This window comes from Cellulomonas jepli (assembly GCF_047229345.1).
Taxonomy (GTDB): domain Bacteria; phylum Actinomycetota; class Actinomycetes; order Actinomycetales; family Cellulomonadaceae; genus Cellulomonas_A.
Genome location: NZ_JBFTER010000022.1, coordinates 1 through 16,699, shown reverse-complemented (window position 1 = coordinate 16,699; position 16,699 = coordinate 1). Strand labels below are relative to the sequence as shown.

The 16,699-nt window shown below is 72.0% G+C and carries 15 protein-coding genes; 9 read left to right on the top strand and 6 right to left on the bottom strand.

Annotated elements, in window-relative coordinates; all coding sequences use genetic code 11:
- Positions 1-16: 16 nt before the first annotated feature.
- From AB6N24_RS07465 to yidD, 5 genes are all read right to left on the bottom strand, one after another.
- Positions 17-1,033 carry a glycoside hydrolase family 43 protein gene (locus AB6N24_RS07465; protein ID WP_412868783.1) on the bottom strand — a complete coding sequence of 339 codons (1,017 nt, stop codon included), beginning with the start codon at positions 1,031-1,033 and terminating at the stop codon, positions 17-19.
- Positions 1,030-1,914 carry a carbohydrate ABC transporter permease gene (locus AB6N24_RS07460; protein ID WP_412868782.1) on the bottom strand — a complete coding sequence of 295 codons (885 nt, stop codon included), beginning with the start codon at positions 1,912-1,914 and terminating at the stop codon, positions 1,030-1,032. The genes AB6N24_RS07465 and AB6N24_RS07460 overlap by 4 nt, the downstream gene beginning before the upstream one ends.
- Positions 1,914-2,912 (bottom strand): carbohydrate ABC transporter permease, encoded by a 999-nt coding sequence (locus AB6N24_RS07455; RefSeq protein WP_412868781.1) that lies wholly within the window; start codon positions 2,910-2,912, stop codon positions 1,914-1,916. The genes AB6N24_RS07460 and AB6N24_RS07455 overlap by 1 nt, the downstream gene beginning before the upstream one ends.
- 10 nt (positions 2,913-2,922) lie before the next feature.
- Positions 2,923-4,251, bottom strand: coding sequence for an ABC transporter substrate-binding protein (locus tag AB6N24_RS07450; RefSeq protein ID WP_412868780.1), 1,329 nt, complete (start codon positions 4,249-4,251; stop codon positions 2,923-2,925).
- Between the two features lie 120 nt (positions 4,252-4,371).
- Positions 4,372-4,650: a membrane protein insertion efficiency factor YidD gene (gene yidD, locus AB6N24_RS07445; RefSeq protein WP_412868779.1), complete on the bottom strand. Its 279-nt coding sequence runs from the start codon at positions 4,648-4,650 to the stop codon at positions 4,372-4,374.
- A 441-nt stretch (positions 4,651-5,091) separates the two neighbouring features.
- Between yidD and AB6N24_RS07440 the strand changes: the two genes are divergently transcribed.
- From AB6N24_RS07440 to AB6N24_RS07430, 3 genes are all read left to right on the top strand, one after another.
- The gene (locus tag AB6N24_RS07440; protein ID WP_412868778.1) at positions 5,092-6,915 is read left to right on the top strand and encodes an ABC transporter family substrate-binding protein; all 1,824 of its coding nucleotides are present in this window, start codon (positions 5,092-5,094) and stop codon (positions 6,913-6,915) included.
- A gap of 196 nt (positions 6,916-7,111) precedes the next feature.
- Positions 7,112-8,746, top strand: a complete 1,635-nt coding sequence (locus tag AB6N24_RS07435; RefSeq protein WP_412868777.1) for an ABC transporter permease — start codon at positions 7,112-7,114, stop codon at positions 8,744-8,746.
- Positions 8,743-9,762 carry an ABC transporter permease gene (locus tag AB6N24_RS07430; protein ID WP_412868776.1) on the top strand — a complete coding sequence of 340 codons (1,020 nt, stop codon included), beginning with the start codon at positions 8,743-8,745 and terminating at the stop codon, positions 9,760-9,762. The genes AB6N24_RS07435 and AB6N24_RS07430 overlap by 4 nt, the downstream gene beginning before the upstream one ends.
- A 7-nt stretch (positions 9,763-9,769) precedes the next feature.
- On the opposite strand, the gene AB6N24_RS07425 is transcribed toward AB6N24_RS07430, so the two are convergent.
- The gene (locus AB6N24_RS07425) at positions 9,770-10,384 is read right to left on the bottom strand and encodes a PH domain-containing protein (protein WP_412868775.1); all 615 of its coding nucleotides are present in this window, start codon (positions 10,382-10,384) and stop codon (positions 9,770-9,772) included.
- Between the two features lie 44 nt (positions 10,385-10,428).
- On the opposite strand from AB6N24_RS07425, the gene AB6N24_RS07420 reads away from it, so the two are divergent.
- The 6 genes from AB6N24_RS07420 to AB6N24_RS07395 form a co-directional block, all read left to right on the top strand.
- Positions 10,429-12,279, top strand: coding sequence for an ABC transporter ATP-binding protein (locus AB6N24_RS07420; protein ID WP_412868774.1), 1,851 nt, complete (start codon positions 10,429-10,431; stop codon positions 12,277-12,279).
- 172 nt (positions 12,280-12,451) lie between these two features.
- Positions 12,452-14,380 (top strand): translational GTPase TypA, encoded by a 1,929-nt coding sequence (typA, locus tag AB6N24_RS07415; RefSeq protein WP_412868773.1) that lies wholly within the window; start codon positions 12,452-12,454, stop codon positions 14,378-14,380.
- A 4-nt stretch (positions 14,381-14,384) separates the two neighbouring features.
- A complete protein-coding gene (locus tag AB6N24_RS07410; protein WP_412868772.1) occupies positions 14,385-15,410 on the top strand; it encodes a PIG-L family deacetylase in 1,026 nt (341 codons plus the stop codon).
- Between the two features lie 4 nt (positions 15,411-15,414).
- Positions 15,415-15,798, top strand: a complete 384-nt coding sequence (locus AB6N24_RS07405; RefSeq protein WP_412868771.1) for a hypothetical protein — start codon at positions 15,415-15,417, stop codon at positions 15,796-15,798.
- Positions 15,795-16,313 (top strand): flavin reductase family protein, encoded by a 519-nt coding sequence (locus AB6N24_RS07400; RefSeq protein ID WP_412868770.1) that lies wholly within the window; start codon positions 15,795-15,797, stop codon positions 16,311-16,313. Before AB6N24_RS07405 ends, AB6N24_RS07400 begins: the two co-directional genes overlap by 4 nt.
- 139 nt (positions 16,314-16,452) lie before the next feature.
- On the top strand, positions 16,453-16,699 hold a 247-nt coding region (locus tag AB6N24_RS07395), incomplete at its 3' end, for a hypothetical protein (RefSeq protein WP_412868769.1).

Here is a 16,699-nt window from a genome sequence, read left to right as displayed (position 1 = left end):
GGTGCGCGTCGCCGCGTCAGCCCGAGGCGTGGACCACGGGTGCGGGCCGGGGCTCCGCGCTCGGCCCGCGGCACACGGGGCCCGACGCCGTCCAGTCGAGCGGGTCGAGGCAGATCCGGCGGGCCTGCCCGTCGACGTCCCACGCGTGGTAGACCAGCCAGTCCTGGCCGTCGTCGTCGGTCACGACGCTGGCGTGCCCCGGCCCGATCGCGGGTGGGGTCGTCCGGACGACCGTCGGCAGCTCGCCGGGCTCCTCGGTCCACGGCCCGAGCGGGTGCGGGGCCGACGCCGCCGCGACGCCGTAGCTCTCCTGCTGCCAGTTCCCGCCCGAGTACAGGCACCAGTACCGTCCGCCGCGACGGACGCAGAAGGCGCCCTCGCACGTGTACCAGTCGTGCACCGCGTCGTACATCGAGCGGTCCGCGAGGAAGAGCTGCCAGTCGCTCGACGCCGTCACGACGGGCCGGGGTTCGCCCGCGAGCTGCGTGGGGCTGACGAGCCGGTCGACGACGACCACCGTGCCGACGCGTCGACCCTCGAGCCGGTCGACGCAGTAGAAGAGGTAGAGGGTGCCGTCCTCGTCGCGGAACGGGTGCGGGTCGATCGCGAACGGCTCGCCCTCCGTGAGGTCGACGCCCTGGTCGCGGTACGGCCCGCCGGGGTGGTCGGCCACGGCGACGCGGATCCGGTGCCCCGTGTCGTAGAGCCCCGCGGAGTAGTACAGGAGGTAGCGGCCCTCGTGCTCGATCACCTCGGGGGCCCAGTGGTGCGGGCGCCCGTCCGGCACGGTCGCCGCGTCGAGCACCGGCCCGTGCGGCTGCCAGGTGACGAGGTCGTCGGACACGAGGCCGAGCAGCTCCTGCGCGTGCTCGCCGCCGCCGGTCCCGAACGCCCAGAACCGGCCGCCGGCGCGCAGCACGAAGGGGTCGGCGAAGTACCCGTCCCACACGGGGTTGGTGTACTCCCGCGCGGTCGCCCCCGAGAGGCCGGACCCGCCGGCGGGCCCGGGATCCCCCGCAGCGCCCGCCGTCATCCCTTGAGCCCGGCGCGTCCGACGCCCTCGACGACGTACCGCTGCGCGGCCATGTAGATCAGCAGCACCGGCACGCTCGCGATCACGGCGCCCGCCATCAGCAGGTCGTAGCGCACGGCGTTCGCGTTCTGCAGCGTCGACAGGCCTGCGGGGAGCGTCTGGTTCTCCGGGGAGAACAGCACGTACACCGGCCACAGGAAGTCGTTCCAGTTGGTCAGGAACGACAGCAGCGCGAGCGTGACGAGCGCGGGGCGGGACAGCGGCAGGATGATCTGCCGGAACGTCCGCCAGCGCGTCGCACCGTCGATGAACGCCGCCTCCTCGAGCTCCTTGGGCAGGCTCAGGAAGAACTGCCGCAGGAAGAACACCCCGAAGGCCCCGGCCGCGCCGGGCACGATCACCGCGAGCAGCGTGTCGAGCCAGCCGAGCCGCCCGACGATCAGGTAGTTCGGGATGAGCAGGATGACGGGCGGGACGAACAGGGTCGCGATGATGAGCCCGAAGACCCAGCGCTTGCCCGTGAAGTCGATCCGGGCCAGCGCGTACGCGGCCATCGACGCCGTGATCAGCACGAGCAGCGTCTGCGCGGTCGCGGACGCGAGGCTGTTGAGCAGCCAGCGCAGCACCGGCGTGCCCTCGGTCGTCAGCACCGACTCGTACGCCTGCAGCGTCGGGTTGGCCGGGATCCACTGCGGGGTCGTCGACGCGGCGTCGGCGGTCGTCTTGAACGACGTCGACACCATGTAGATCAGCGGCGAGATGAACAGCAGGCTGAGCACCCCGAGCGCGACGTAGAGCAGCGTGCGGGTCGCGCCGTTGCCGCGGCGCGCGTCGGGGCGCACGGGGCGGTCCCGCCGGGTGGTGGTTGCGGCGACGGCCATCACGCGTCCCCTTCCGTCGTGGTGCTGCGCTTGGCCTCGCGCTCGCGGAACAGCACGAACACGAGGATCGAGACGATCGCCAGGAACACCGTGAAGATCATCGACATCGCCGACGCCATCCCGGAGTTGAAGTTCGTCAGGCCGGTGTCGGCGATCTGATAGATGGCGGTGCGGGTCTCGGTGCCGGGGCCGCCCTGCGTCATGAGGAAGCTCTGCCCGAACATGTTGACGCTCGCGATGATCGTCACGCTCGTGACGAAGAGCAGCACGGGCCGCAGGCCGGGGAGCGTGACGTTCCGGAACCGCTGCAGCGCGCTCGCGCCGTCCATCTTCGCGGCCTCGTAGAGCTCGGGGGAGATGTCCTGGAGCGCCGCCAGGTAGATGACGGCGTTGAACCCGATGGTCCACCAGACGGTGACCCCGACGAGCGAGATCCAGCCCCACGGGAGCTGGGTGAGCCACGGGATCGTCGAGTCGAGCCCGACGGCCCCGAGGTACTGGTTCACGAGCCCGATGTTGGTGTCGAGCAGGTAGCGCCAGAGCACCGCGACGACCGCGACGCCGAGCACGTAGGGCGCGAAGTAGATCGCCCGGAAGAAGTTCCGGCCCTTGAACTTGAGGTTCATCATGAGCGCGACGAGCAGGGGCAGGACGAGCAGGAGCGGCACGGACGCGAGCGTGAAGATCCCGGTCCCGCGCATCGCCTGCCAGAACGTCGCGGCGAACGCCGAGTCGCCCGTGATCAGGCCGGAGTAGTTGTCGAGCCCCACGAACGGCTTGTCGGGGAGCGTGTAGTCGTAGTCGTGCAGGCTGATCCAGATCCCCCAGCCCAGCGGCAGCAGCACGAAGACCGTGAACAGCACGAGGTACGGCGCGAGGAACAGCCACCCGTCCCGGTTGTCCCGCTGGTGCGTGCTCGCGGTCGCGCTGCGCGCTGCGGTGTCCGCGGTGGTGCGTGCGGCGACGCCGTGTCGGCGCCCTACGGCGATGTCGGCCATGACCTCCCCCTCACCCCTCGAACTTCCGCAGGTTCGACTGCATGAGCTGGCTCGCCTGCGCGGCGGCCCCCGCGAGGGCCTCCTGCGGCGACTCCCGGCCGAGGATCGCGTTCGCGAGCGCGACCTCGAGCGTCTGGGCCTGGACCTCGCCGATCGCGGCGACCGAGGGCAGGAACCGCATGCTCGGCACCGCCTCGGCGATGGGCGCCTGCGGGCTCGCCAGGAACTCCTCGCTCTCCCGGGCGGCCGCGCGCGCGGGGACCATCCCGGCCTGCGACCACACCTCGGAGTTCTCCACGAGGTAGCGCATGAACGTCTTCGTGGCGAGCAGCCGGTTGTCGTCGGGAGCGCGGCTCTTGAACATCACGAGCTGGTGGGAGTTCGCCCACACGGCCGGCTGCTCGCCGATCGTCGGGATGGGCGAGAGCCCCCAGCGCAGGTCCGGCGCGGTGGTCAGCAGGTCGTTGATCTGCCAGATGCCGTCCCACGTGTAGGCGCCCTCGCCGTTCTTGAAGGCGGTGTACTGCGAGTCGGGGGCGACGTTCTCGGGGCTCACGCCCGTCTGGATCTGGGTCACGAGCCACTGCAGCGCCTCGACGCCGGCCTCGCTGTCGAACGTCGCGGAGCTGCCGTCCTCGGAGTACGGCTCGCCCCCGAACTGCCAGAGCAGCGACAGGAAGACCAGGTGCGCGGGCCAGCGGTTCGGCACCCAGAACGGGGTCTGCACGCCGGCGCCCATCAGGGTCGCGAGGCTCGCCTCGAAGTCCTGGCGGGCCTCGGGCAGCCCGCGGACGCCGTTCGCCTCGAGGACGTCGAGGTTCGCGTAGGACGCGAGCGAGTGGACGTCGAACGGGATCCCGTACCGCTCCCCGGCGTACGTCCCGCGCTCCCACACCTCGGTGGGGTACTCGTCCTCGCTGACGCCGAGCTCGTCGACGATCTCGGTGATCGGCGCGATCGTCTGCCGCGCGGCCTGGGTCGCGAGCTGCTCGACGTGCATGGCCCCGATGTCGGGGCCCTTGCCGGCGTGCACCGCGGCGACGACGCGCTGGTAGTACTGCGCCCACTGGACCACGTTCATGCGGACGCGGATGAGGTCCTGGCTCTCGTTGAACCGCGCGACGATCTCCCGCATCGCGGGGCCGTCGCCACCCGTGAACCCGTTCCAGTACTCGAGCTGCACCGGCGGGCCCGTGTACTCGCCGTCGAGCGGCGGGCCGGAGCTCGCGAGCGGCACGGGGGACCCGCACGCGCTCAGGCCGAACCCGGCTCCCGCAGCGAGCGCTCCGAGACCGAGCACCTGACGCCGGGACATCGCGACGTCGGAGAGTCGCCCCATCGGTCACCACCTCGTCGTGGATCCACGTGGCGGTCTGCTTCCGCCGTTCCTCACCTTGCTCCGGTCCTGGGCGGCTGTCCACCGGAAGGTGCAGCGCGTGCCGCGCGCCGAACTGCGAGGTCAGAAGCGGAACGGGATGGGGATCGGGCCGCAGCAGCACACCCCCCGCACGTCGCTCGCCATGAGCAGGCGCGCCGCCTGGTAGCACGCCACGAACCGGGTCGCCGTCGGCAGGAGCGCGCGCACGACGCCGCGGCCCCGGACGAGCTCGCGGACCGCGCCGGAGCAGGAGGCGCCGCCGTGCGCGACGCGGTGGGCGCACGCGTAGCCCTTCCGGGGCGAGAGGCGGACCTGGTACTGGCCGATGAGCGCGTCGACGGCGCGGGACACGGGAGTCATGCGGCGACGCTAGCCACGGCCCGGCCATCCGGCACGGCGAGGACCGACGCGGTCCGAGGGAGTCGGTCCGGGGCGGCGTGGGGGCGGGGGCGGGGATCATCGCGCGCGGAACTGCGCGTCATGTACCACACTGGAACCCGTGCTCTGGCCACTGAGCAGGGCGAGCGCCGCCGACCGAGGGAGGTCGGCGCGTGTCTCGCCCGCGCGTCGGGAACGTTTCCCCCAAGTTTCCGCGGCGTTGGTCTCGTATGGTGGACACTACCGGCCAGTATCAATCGGGTAACGATCGGGGGTCCGGGGCAACGGCGCCCCGTTTGTCGCGAGTCGCTTGGTTAGCGTGACCACATCCCACGGCAGCACGGCCCGCGTGCGGGACGGCCCGGCCCGCGTCGGAGCCGCCCCCCGCCCAGCGAGGCGTGCGCCACCTTTTCAGGAGGAACAGTGAAGATCAGGCGAACGAGCGCCGTGGTCGCGGTAGCGGCCACAGGCGCCCTGGTGCTGTCGGCGTGCACCAGCGAGGGCCCGGCCGAGAGCGAGATCGAGGAGACCACCTCGGTCAACGTCGGGTGGAACCAGCCGTTCTACTCCCAGAACAACCTGACGGCCTCCGGCAACGCGACGGCCAACGCCAACATCATCTACATGACGGCGGGCAACGGGTTCTGGTACTACGACGGCGACCTCAAGATCGCCAAGAACGAGGACTTCGGGACCTACGAGGTCGTCACCGAGGACCCGCTCACGGTCAAGTACACGGTCAACGAGGGCGTCACCTGGTCGGACGGCACCCCCGTCGACGCGGCCGACCTGATGCTGTTCTGGGGCGCCCAGAACGACAAGTTCGACTCCGTCGAGCCGGAGACGGACGAGGAGGGCAACGTCACCAACCAGGACGTCGTCGACGCCGGGGTGTTCTTCAACAGCACCTCCGAGGCGATGAACGTCGTGACGGAGACCCCGGAGATCGGCGACGACGGCCGCTCGCTCACCATCACGTACAGCGAGCCCCGCTCCGACTGGGAGGTCTCGTTCTACATGCCCCCCGTCGCGGCCCACGCCGTCGCGGCCCTCGGCCTCGACATCACGGACCCCGAGGAGGGCAAGCAGGCCGTCATCGACGCGTTCACCGAGAACGACACGGCGGCCCTGAGCCCGCTCTCGAAGAGCTGGAACGAGGACTTCAACTTCACCTCGATGCCGGACAACGAGCTGCAGTACCTCGCTCACGGCCCGTACGTCCTCACGGACTTCGTCGAGAACGAGTACCTCACGCTCCAGCTGCGCGACGACTACGACTGGGGCCCGATCCCCAAGGTCGACTCCGTCACGGTCCGCTACAACGAGGACCCGCTCGCCGCGGTCACCGCTCTCCAGAACGGTGAGCTCGACCTGATCGCCCCGCAGTCCTCGGTCGACGTCCTCGCGACGCTCGACACGCTCGAGGGCGTCAACGTCGAGGGCGCGCCCGAGGGCACGTTCGAGCACGTCGACCTGCAGTTCACCAACGGCGGTCCGTTCGACCCGGCGACCTACGGCGGTGACGCCACGAAGGCCCTCAAGGTCCGCCAGGCGTTCCTCAAGACGATCCCGCGCCAGGAGATCATCGAGAAGCTCATCAAGCCGCTCCAGCCGGACGCCGAGACGCGTGACTCGTTCATCTACGTCCCGGGCTCCGAGGCGTACGACGAGGTCGTCGCCAACAACAAGTCCGAGCTGTGGACCGACGTCGACATCGAGGGTGCCAAGGCGCTCCTCGCCGAGGTCGGCGTCCCCGCGGTCGACGTGCGTCTCATGTTCGGCCAGGGCAACGTCCGCCGCGAGAACGAGTTCCAGCTGATCGCGGCCTCCGCCGCGCAGGCCGGCTTCAACGTGATCAACGCGAGCAGCACCGACTGGGGCGACCGCCTCGACACCGACCGCACGGGCTACGACGCCGCGCTGTTCGGCTGGCAGTCGACCAACACGTTCGCGCTGAACTCCGAGGCGAACTTCATCACGGCTGGTCAGAACAACTTCTACGGCTACTCCGACCCCGAGGTCGACGCGCTGTGGAAGGAGCTGCGGGCCAACACGGACCCCGACGCCGAGGCCGACCTGGTCGCCCAGATCGAGACGAAGCTCAACGAGGCCGCGTTCGGCGTCACGATCTTCCAGTTCCCGGGTGTCGTCGCCTCGCGTGACGTGCTCCAGGGTGTCTCGACGATCCCGCTGTCCCCGACCATCTTCTGGAACTTCTGGGAGTGGGAGGTCTCCTCGGAGTCCTGACCGGACCTCTGAGCAGACCCAGCACGACGTCCGACGGCGGGGGTGCCGAGGCCACGGTCTCGGTGCCCCCGCCGCACGCCCGGCGCCTACCGGCGCGCGGGGCTGCACGGGCGCCGTCGCCCAGCTCTGCGCGGGCCGCACGGGCCACGCGTAGAATCGCGAAGTTCACCAGACACAGCTGCGAGGATCGAATTCCATGGCCACCACAGTGACGAGCCGTGCCGAGATCGAGTCCCCGGCGCCCCCACCCCGGGCGTCGTCAGGGATCGCCGCCCGGCTCCATGCGGGGGCACCGATGCTCGCGTTCATCGGACGGCGGCTGATCTCGTCGATCATCGTCCTGATCGGCGCGACGTTCATCGTGTACATGCTCCTGGCGTACTCGATCGACCCGCTCGAGGACCTCCGCACGAGCACCTCCCCGAACAAGGAGGCGCTGATCGAGGCGCGGGTCCAGGCCCTCGACCTCGACACCCCGCCGGCGATCCGGTACCTCAAGTGGCTGCGGGGGGCGAGCGGCTGCGTCGTCGGCGTGTGCGACCTCGGCACCAGCTGGGTGACGGGCCAGCCCGTCACGGCGATGCTCGCGACCGCGGTCCCCTCGACCCTCCAGCTCGTCCTCGCCTCGACGCTCCTCGCGATCGGCCTCGGCGTCGTCGTCGGCATCTCGAGCGCCCTGCGCCAGTACACCGGCTTCGACTACGGCGTCACGCTCATGTCGTTCGTCCTGTACTCGCTGCCGTCCTTCTGGGTCGCGGTGCTCCTCAAGACCTGGGGCGCGATCGGCTTCAACGACTTCCTGCGCGACCCGACCTTCTCGGTCCCCGTGATCATCGGCGCGTCGGTGGTCAGCGGGCTCGTGTGGTCGGCGCTCGTCGCGGGTGACGCACGGCGGCGCCTCATCACCTTCCTCTCGGCCGCCGTCGCGACGGGCGCCGCCATGGCGTACCTGTCCGCGAGCGCCTGGCTGCTCGACCCCGCGCTCGGGCCGGTCGTCATCGGCGTGCTGGGTGCGGCGATCGCCTACGGCGTCAGCGTGCTGACCGCGGGCACCCGCAACCGTCGCGCGCTGTTCTCGGCGCTGACCATGGCCGCCCTCGGGGTCGTCCTGTACGTCCCGCTGCAGTATGTCTTCGCCGGTGCGACGACGGCGCTCATCCTCGGCCTCGCGGTCCTCACGGTCGTGGTCGGCCTCGTCGTCGGCTACCTGTTCGGCGGCCCGGACCGCGCGCTGTCGATGCGCGCCGCCGCGATCACCGGGATCGGCGTCGGTGCGCTGCTCTACGTCGACCGCGTCATGGGCGCGTGGCAGGTGTACTCGAGCTCGAGCCGCATCAACGGCCGCCCGATCGCGACGATCGGCTCGCAGACCCCGGGCCTCAAGGGCGACTACTGGGTCTCGACGCTCGACACCTTCACGCACCTGCTGCTGCCCACGATCGCGCTGATCCTCATCTCGTTCGCGGCCTACACGCGCTACTCGCGCTCGAGCCTGCTCGAGGTCATGAACCAGGACTACATCCGCACCGCGCGCGCCAAGGGCCTGCCGGAGCGGGTCGTGATCGTGCGCCACGCGTTCCGCAACGCGCTCATCCCGCTCGCGACGGTCGTCCCGCTCGACATCGCCGCGCTGTTCGGTGGCGCCATCATCACCGAGCGGATCTTCGCCTGGAGCGGCATGGGGACGATGTTCCTCCAGGCGCTCGAGACGTCGGACGCCAACCCGGTGATGGGCTACTTCGTCGTGGCCGGGTCGCTGCTCGTCCTCGCCAACATCATCGTCGACTTCGTCTACGCCGCTCTCGACCCCAGGATCCGGGTGAACGCATGACCACGCCGCCTCCTCGCGCGCTCGAGCCCGACACCGGGCACCACGACCCGGTCGAGAACCTCGAGAACGCGATCGAGCTCAAGGAGGTCGAGGGCCTCTCGCAGGGCCGCATCGTCCTGCGCCGCTTCCTGCGCCACCGCGGGGCGATGACGTCGGCCGCGGTGCTGCTCTTCATCATCCTGCTCGCGACGACCTCGATCGGCTGGGGCCCCATCCCCGGCTGGTGGAAGTGGACGACGAGCGACCTCCCGCCCATCACGAACGCGGGCGGCGCACCGACGATGGGCTTCGAGGGTGGCTTCCACATCGGCGACCACCCGTTCGGCCAGGACAACATCGGCCGCGACGGCTTCGCGCGCGTCATGCGCGGGACCCAGACGTCGCTGCTCGTCATGTTCATCGTCGGGCTCCTGAGCACCACGATCGGCATCGTCGTGGGCGCGGCCGCCGGGTTCTTCCGCGGCCGCCTCGACAACCTGCTCATGCGGTTCACCGACATGATCATCACGATCCCGGTCATCATGATCGGCGCGATCCTCGGCCGGCTCGTCGGCGGCAGCAGCGCGATCGGCCTGGCCCTCGCCCTGTCGGTGGTCACCTGGACGTCGATGGCCCGGCTCGTGCGCGGGGAGTTCCTCGCCCTGCGCGAGCGCGAGTTCGTCGACGCGGCGCGGGTCGCCGGCGCCAGCAACGGCCGGATCATGTTCCGGCACATCCTGCCGAACGCGGTCGGCGTCATCATCGTCAACGCGACGCTCGTCATGGCGTCGGCGATCCTGCTCGAGACCGCGCTCAGCTACCTGAACTTCGGGATCAACCCGCCCGACGTCTCGCTCGGAAACCTGATCAGCGAGTACCAGAGCGCGTTCGCGACGCGGCCCTGGCTGTTCTGGTGGCCCGGCCTGTTCATCGTGTCGATCGCGCTGTGCATCAACTTCATCGGAGACGGCCTGCGCGACGCCTTCGACCCGCGGCAGCGCCGCATCCCGAGCAAGCGCAAGATGGCGAAGGCCTGACTTGCGCTCACGCCGAGAGCGCGACCCAGGTCAGTGCGCTCAGCACCGCGAGCGCCCCGAGCGTGCGCACGTGCCAGCGCACGCGCGGTCGCTCCCGCTCGAGGCGGGGGTCGTCGAGGTGGCCGGCGTCGCGGAGCTGCTCCCAGCGCCGGCGCACCAAGAGGGCGGCCTCGCCCGACGGGGTGCTCGGCAGGTCGCCGGGCCGGACGGACCCGCCGGCAGCGCGTGCGGAGCCGGGCACCGGGGCGAGGTCCCCGGGCCCGGCGCGCAGCGCGGTCGAGCGGCTCGGGGCCGGCGCCGCCCAGGCGGCGTAGGTCCCGTACGCGGTGCGCAGCGTCAGGGCGTACCGAGTGTCGACGAGCTGGATGGTCGGCCACGGGAGCTCGACCGTGCGCAGCACGTTGCGCAGCTCGACGCCCGCGGGGGTCACGAGCACCGCCGGGCGCCCGAACAGCGCCCACACCACGAGGGACACCAGGGCCGCCGGCGCGGCGACGCGCAGCCCCTCGACGGGGTCGTCCAGCGCCGTCGTCACGACGGTCACGGCGCACACCAGCCACGTCCCGTACGTCAGCACCCGGCCGAAGCCCGGCCGCAGCTCCACGTCGTCGGCCGGATCCATGCGGCCATGCTCGCAGATCGTCCACGGAAAGGTTCGGTCAGACCGTGACCACACAGACACCCCCCAGCGCCGCCGCGAAGGCCCCGATCCTCGAGGTCCGCGACCTCGGCGTCGAGTTCTTCGTCGAGGACGAGTGGTTCCCGGCCGCGGTCGACGTCAGCTACGAGGTGCGCTCGGGCGAGGTCCTCGCGATCGTCGGCGAGTCCGGCTCGGGCAAGACGCAGTCGTCGATGTCGCTCATCGGGCTGCTCCCGCCGAACGGGCGGGCGACCGGCAGCGCCAAGCTCGCCGGGCGTGAGCTCATCGGGCTCAAGCACTCCCAGCTGAGCAAGGTCCGCGGCAACGACGTCTCCGTGATCTTCCAGGAGCCGATGACCGCGCTGAACCCGGTGTACACCGTGGGCTTCCAGATCATGGAGACCATCCGGGTGCACTTCGACGTGGGCCCCAAGGCCGCGCGCGAGCGTGCGGTCGAGCTGCTCACGCTCGTCGACCTGCCGAACCCGGTCGCGTCGCTCGACAAGTACCCGCACCAGCTCTCGGGCGGCCAGCGCCAGCGCGCGATGATCGCGCAGGCGCTCGCGTGCTCGCCCAAGCTGCTCATCGCCGACGAGCCGACGACCGCGCTCGACGTCACGGTGCAGGCCGAGATCCTCAAGCTCATGCGGGACCTGCGCACGCGGATCGACTCCGGGATCGTCCTCATCACGCACGACATGGGCGTCGTCGCGGACCTCGCCGACCGCGTGCTCGTGATGAAGAACGGCCGCGTCGTCGAGTCCGGCCCGGTCGAGGAGATCTTCAACCGCCCCCAGCACCCCTACACGCGCCAGCTCCTCGACGCCGTGCCGCACCTCGGTGCCGCGACGCCGGGCGGCGCAGCCGTCGTCGGTGCGTCGGACACGTCCGCCGTCCCGCGCACCGCGCCCGACCTCACGAAGGACGCGGTCCCGGCGCTCGAGGCCCGCGACCTGGTGCTCGAGTACCCCTCGCGGGGGCGGGTGCCCGCGTTCCGGGCGATCGACGGCGTCGACCTGACCATCGGCCGCGGCGAGGTGGTCGGTCTCGTGGGGGAGTCCGGCTCGGGCAAGACGACGGTCGGCCGCGCCGCGGTGGGCCTGCTCCCCGTGGCGGACGGCTCGCTCAAGGTCAACGGCCTCGAGCTCAAGGGCGTCGACCCGAAGGCGCTGCGCGCCGCGCGCCAGGACGTCTCGATCGTCTTCCAGGACCCGGGCTCGTCGCTCAACCCGCGCCTGCCGATCGGTGAGTCCATCGGCGAGCCGCTCAAGCTGCACAAGGTCGCCTCGGGCGCGGCGCTCAACGCCAAGGTCGAGGAGCTCCTCGACCAGGTGCACCTGCCGCGGGCGATGCGCAACCGGTACCCGCACGAGCTCTCGGGCGGCCAGCGCCAGCGCGTCGGCATCGCCCGGGCGCTCGCGCTCAGCCCCAAGCTGCTCATCGCGGACGAGCCGACGTCGGCGCTCGACGTGTCCGTCCAGGCGCGCGTGCTCGACCTGTTCCAGGAGCTGCAGCGCGAGTACGGCTTCGCGTGCCTGTTCATCAGCCACGACCTCGCCGTCGTCGAGATCCTGTCGAGCCGCATCGCTGTCATGCACAAGGGCCGGCTCGTCGAGGTCGGTCCGCGCGACCAGATCCTGCGGTCGCCCCAGCAGGACTACACGCGCCGGCTGCTCGCGGCCGTGCCGGTGCCCGACCCAGCCGAGCAGCGCGTCCGCCGCGAGGCGCGCGACCGGCTCCTCGAGGAGGAGCTCGTCGCCGCGGGCGTCCGCGTCTCCGGCCCGGACCGCTCGGGCGTCCAGCGCACCGAGGACGCGTTCGCCGCGGAGCAGATCGCGCGCAACGCCGGCCGCGGCGGCGCCGACGGCAGCGTCTGACCCGGCCCCGGCCGATCCGTCGACCCCCGTCCCGGCCTCCGGGGCGGGGGTCGCGGCCGTCCGGGCAGGTCGTCGACCCGGGCTCGCGTAGGCCCCGCGCCGCGGGTGCCGGTAGAATCGATCGGCGCCCCACGACGCGGCGCGCTCCCACCACCCTGAGATGAGTACTCCTATGTCTGTGCCCGCCGGCACCAGCGTGCGCGCCGACCTGCGCAACGTCGCGATCGTCGCCCACGTCGACCACGGGAAGACGACCCTCGTCGACGCGATGCTGTGGCAGTCCGGGTCCTTCGGGGACCACGCCCACGTCGACGAGCGCGCGATGGACTCGGGGGACCTGGAGCGCGAGAAGGGGATCACGATCCTCGCGAAGAACACCGCGATCCGGTACACCGGTCCCGCGGCGGCCGCGGCGGGTGCGCCCGACGGCATCACGATCAACGTCATCGACACCCCGGGCCACGCCGACTTCGGCGGCGAGGTCGAGCGCGGCCTGTCGATGGTCGACGGCGTCGTCCTGCTCGTCGACGCGAGCGAGGGCCCGCTCCCGCAGACCCGCTTTGTGCTCCGCAAGGCGCTCGAGGCCAAGCTCCCCGTGATCCTGCTGGTCAACAAGGTCGACCGCCCGGACTCGCGCATCGAGGAGGTCGTGCACGAGTCGACCGACCTGCTGCTCGGGCTCGCGAGCGACCTGCACGAGGACGTCCCGGACCTCGACCTCGACGCGATCCTCGACGTGCCGGTCGTCTACGCCGCGGCCAAGGCGGGGCGCGCGTCGCTCACGCAGCCCGCGGACGGCAGCCTGCCCGACTCGGAGAACCTCGAGCCGCTGTTCCAGACGATCATCGAGAAGATCCCGGCCCCGACGTACGACGAGACCGCGCCGCTCCAGGCGCACGTCACGAACCTCGACGCGTCGCCGTTCCTCGGCCGCCTCGCGCTGCTGCGCCTCTTCAACGGCACGATCCGCAAGGGCCAGACCGTCGCGTGGGCCCGCGCCGACGGCACGCTGCAGAACGTGCGCATCACCGAGCTCCTCGAGACGAAGGCGCTCACGCGCGTGCCCACCGAGTCGGCGGGCCCGGGCGACATCGTCGCCGTCGCGGGCATCGAGGACATCACGATCGGCGAGACGCTGACGGACCCGGACGACCCGCGCCCGCTGCCGATGATCACCGTCGACGACCCCGCGATCTCCATGACCATCGGGATCAACACCTCGCCGCTCGCCGGCAAGGGCGGCAAGGGCCACAAGGTCACGGCGCGTCAGGTCAAGGACCGCCTCGACAAGGAGCTCATCGGCAACGTGTCGCTGCGCGTCCTGCCGACCGAGCGTCCCGACGCCTGGGAGGTCCAGGGCCGCGGCGAGCTCGCGCTGGCGATCCTCGTCGAGCAGATGCGCCGCGAGGGCTTCGAGCTCACCGTCGGCAAGCCGCAGGTCGTCACGCGCAAGATCGACGGCAAGGTCCACGAGCCGATGGAGCGCATGACGATCGACGTCCCCGAGGAGTACCTCGGCTCGGTCACGCAGCTCCTCGCGCAGCGCAAGGGCCGCATGGAGACGATGTCGAACCACGGCACCGGCTGGGTCCGGATGGAGTTCATGGTCCCGGCGCGCGGGCTCATCGGCTTCCGCACCCGCTTCCTCACCGACACGCGCGGCACCGGCATCGCGTCGTCGATCGCCGAGGGCTACGAGCCGTGGGTCGGGAACATCGAGACCCGCATCAACGGCTCGCTCGTCGCCGACCGCTCGGGTGTCGTGACGCCGTTCGCGATGATCAACCTGCAGGAGCGCGGGTCGTTCTTCGTCGACCCCACGCAGGAGGTCTACGAGGGCATGATCGTCGGCGAGAACTCGCGCAACGAGGACATGGACGTCAACATCACCAAGGAGAAGAAGCTCACGAACATGCGCGCTGCGAGCAGCGACACGTTCGAGAACCTCACCCCGCCGCGCCACCTCACGCTCGAGGAGTCCCTCGAGTTCGCCCGCGAGGACGAGTGCGTCGAGGTCACGCCCGAGGTCGTGCGCATCCGCAAGGTGATCCTCGACCAGACCGAGCGTGCCCGCGCGTTCGCGCGCAGCAAGAAGTCCTGACGCGATGAGCGCGCCCGTCCCGGCGCACCCCGCCCCGGCGACGGGCGGGCTCCTCGCGGTGCACGCCCACCCCGACGACGAGACGCTCGCGACGGGCGCGCTGCTCGCGACGTGGGCCGCCGCCCGGCTGCCCGTGACGGTCGTGACGTGCACGCGCGGCGAGGAGGGCGAGGTCATCGGCGACGAGCTCGCCCACCTCGAGCACCACGGTGCGGCGCTGGCCGCGCACCGCGAGCGCGAGCTCGCGCACGCGCTGGGCGCGCTCGGCGTCGGGGACCACGTGTTCCTCGACCGCGTCGGGGCGCCGGGTGCGCGCTTCGCCGACTCCGGCATGGCGTGGGCCGGGGCCGCCCAGGCCGGGCGGCTCGACGTGCTGCCCGAGCACGCGTTCGTCGCGGTCGACCTCGACGACGCCGCGGGACGCCTCGCGACGGTGCTGCGGGTGCGCCGCCCCGACGTCGTCGTGACGTACGAGCCGGGCGGCGGCTACGGCCACCCCGACCACGTCCGCGCGCACGAGGTGACCCGGCGCGCCGTCGCGCTCGCCGCCGACCCCGCGTGGGGGCGTGCGGCGGGCGGGCACCCGCCGCACACCGCGCCCGTGGTGCTGGTGGCCGCACTCGGTGCGACAGCCCTGCGCTCGGCCTACGCCGAGCTCGCGCAGGCGCCCGCCGTCGCGGCGCTGCGCGACGAGCACCCGCACCTCACCCTGCCCGACGCCGGCGGCCCGCTGCCGACGGTCGCGGTCCCCGACCAGGCGCTCGACGTGCTCGTCGACGTCGCCCCGGTGTTGCCGCGCGTCGTCGCCGCGCTGCGTGCGCACGGGACCCAGGTGCAGGCGGTGACCGCGCTCGAGGTGCCCGGTGCGAGCACCGGCCGGCGCCGCGCCTCGGGTGCGACCCTCGTGGGCGCCTACGCGCTGAGCAACGGGGTCCTCGCGCCGCTGCTCTCGACCGAGGCGTACCGGTTCGCCGACGGGGGCAGCGATCGCCCGGTGCGCTGGCCGCTCGGCGTGCGCCGGGTAGCCTGACGCCGTGCAGCCCCTGACCCGCGGAGCCGTCCTGCGCGCGGCCGCCGCCCTGCTCCTCGGCGGTCTCGTGGCGGCCGTCGGGACGACGATGCACCGGTCCGTCGAGCCGTGGGGCCTCGTCCTCAGCCTCGCGCTCGTGCTCGCCTCCGCGGTCACCGTGCGCGCGTGGTCGGGCTTCTCGGCGCTCGTCGGCTATGCCGGCGGCCTGTTCCTCGTGGTGCAGCTGCTCTCGCAGCCCGGCCCGGGCGGAGACGTGCTCGTGACGGCGCAGGGTCTTCTCGGCTGGACCTGGGTCATCGGCGCCGCCGTCGCGACCGGGCTGGCCGCGTTCGCGCCGCGGTCCTGGTTCCGCGACGTGCGGCCCCCGGCCGCGCCGCCCGCGCCGTGACCGACGACGGCACGGGCAGCGCGCACGACGCCGTCGACCCGGCCGTCTACCGGGCCGCCGTCGGGCGGCTGCCCGCAGGGGTCGCCGTCGTCGCGCTGCGCTGGCGCGGCGTCGACCACGCGATCACCGCCAGCTCGGTCGCCTCCGTCTCGCTCGACCCGCCGCTCGTGCTGTTCTGCGTGCACGTCGACGCGCGCCTGCGCGAGGCGCTCGACGACGTCGACCTGTGGACGCTCAGCGTGCTCGGCGACGCTCAGGCACCCGTCGCCGACTGGCTCGCCTCGCCCGGCCGGCCCGCGTTCGGGCAGCTCGACCGGGTCCCGCACGTGCGCGCCCCCCGGTCCGGTGCGGCGTGGGTCGAGGGAGCCGCCGCGTGGTTCGAGTGCCGGACGGCCGCGGTGCACCCGGCGGGGGACCATGACGTCGTCGTCGGGACCGTGCTCGAGGCCCGGCAGGGCGACCCGTCGACCGGGGGCCTGGTGCACCTGCGCGGGCGCACGCGCGGCCTCGCCTGACCCGATGCGTGGGGCTCGCGCCGAAGGCGTGGGTGGATGGTGAATCCGCGCCAAACCCTGCACGAAACGGTTCGACGTGGACCGTAGAATCGAGCCCGACGCGAGCACGCGCCTGGTTTGAGCAGCAGGGGGACGATCCATGGCCAGCAGCACCGAGCGCGACGACTCGGCCGCGACGCCCGCGCCGCCCACGTCGGGCGACACGGCGCCGGGCTCGACGTCCGCCACGCCCGATGCTGCGCAGCCGGGCGAGTCGGCCGGCCGCGGCCAGGGTGCCTCCGCCGCGTCGCCCGGCGTGGCGGAGCCGAAGCCCGCGAGGGGCTCGAGCTCGTCCGTGTCACGACCGACGACGCGCGGGGCGACGTCCGTGTCGTCTTCCCCCAGGA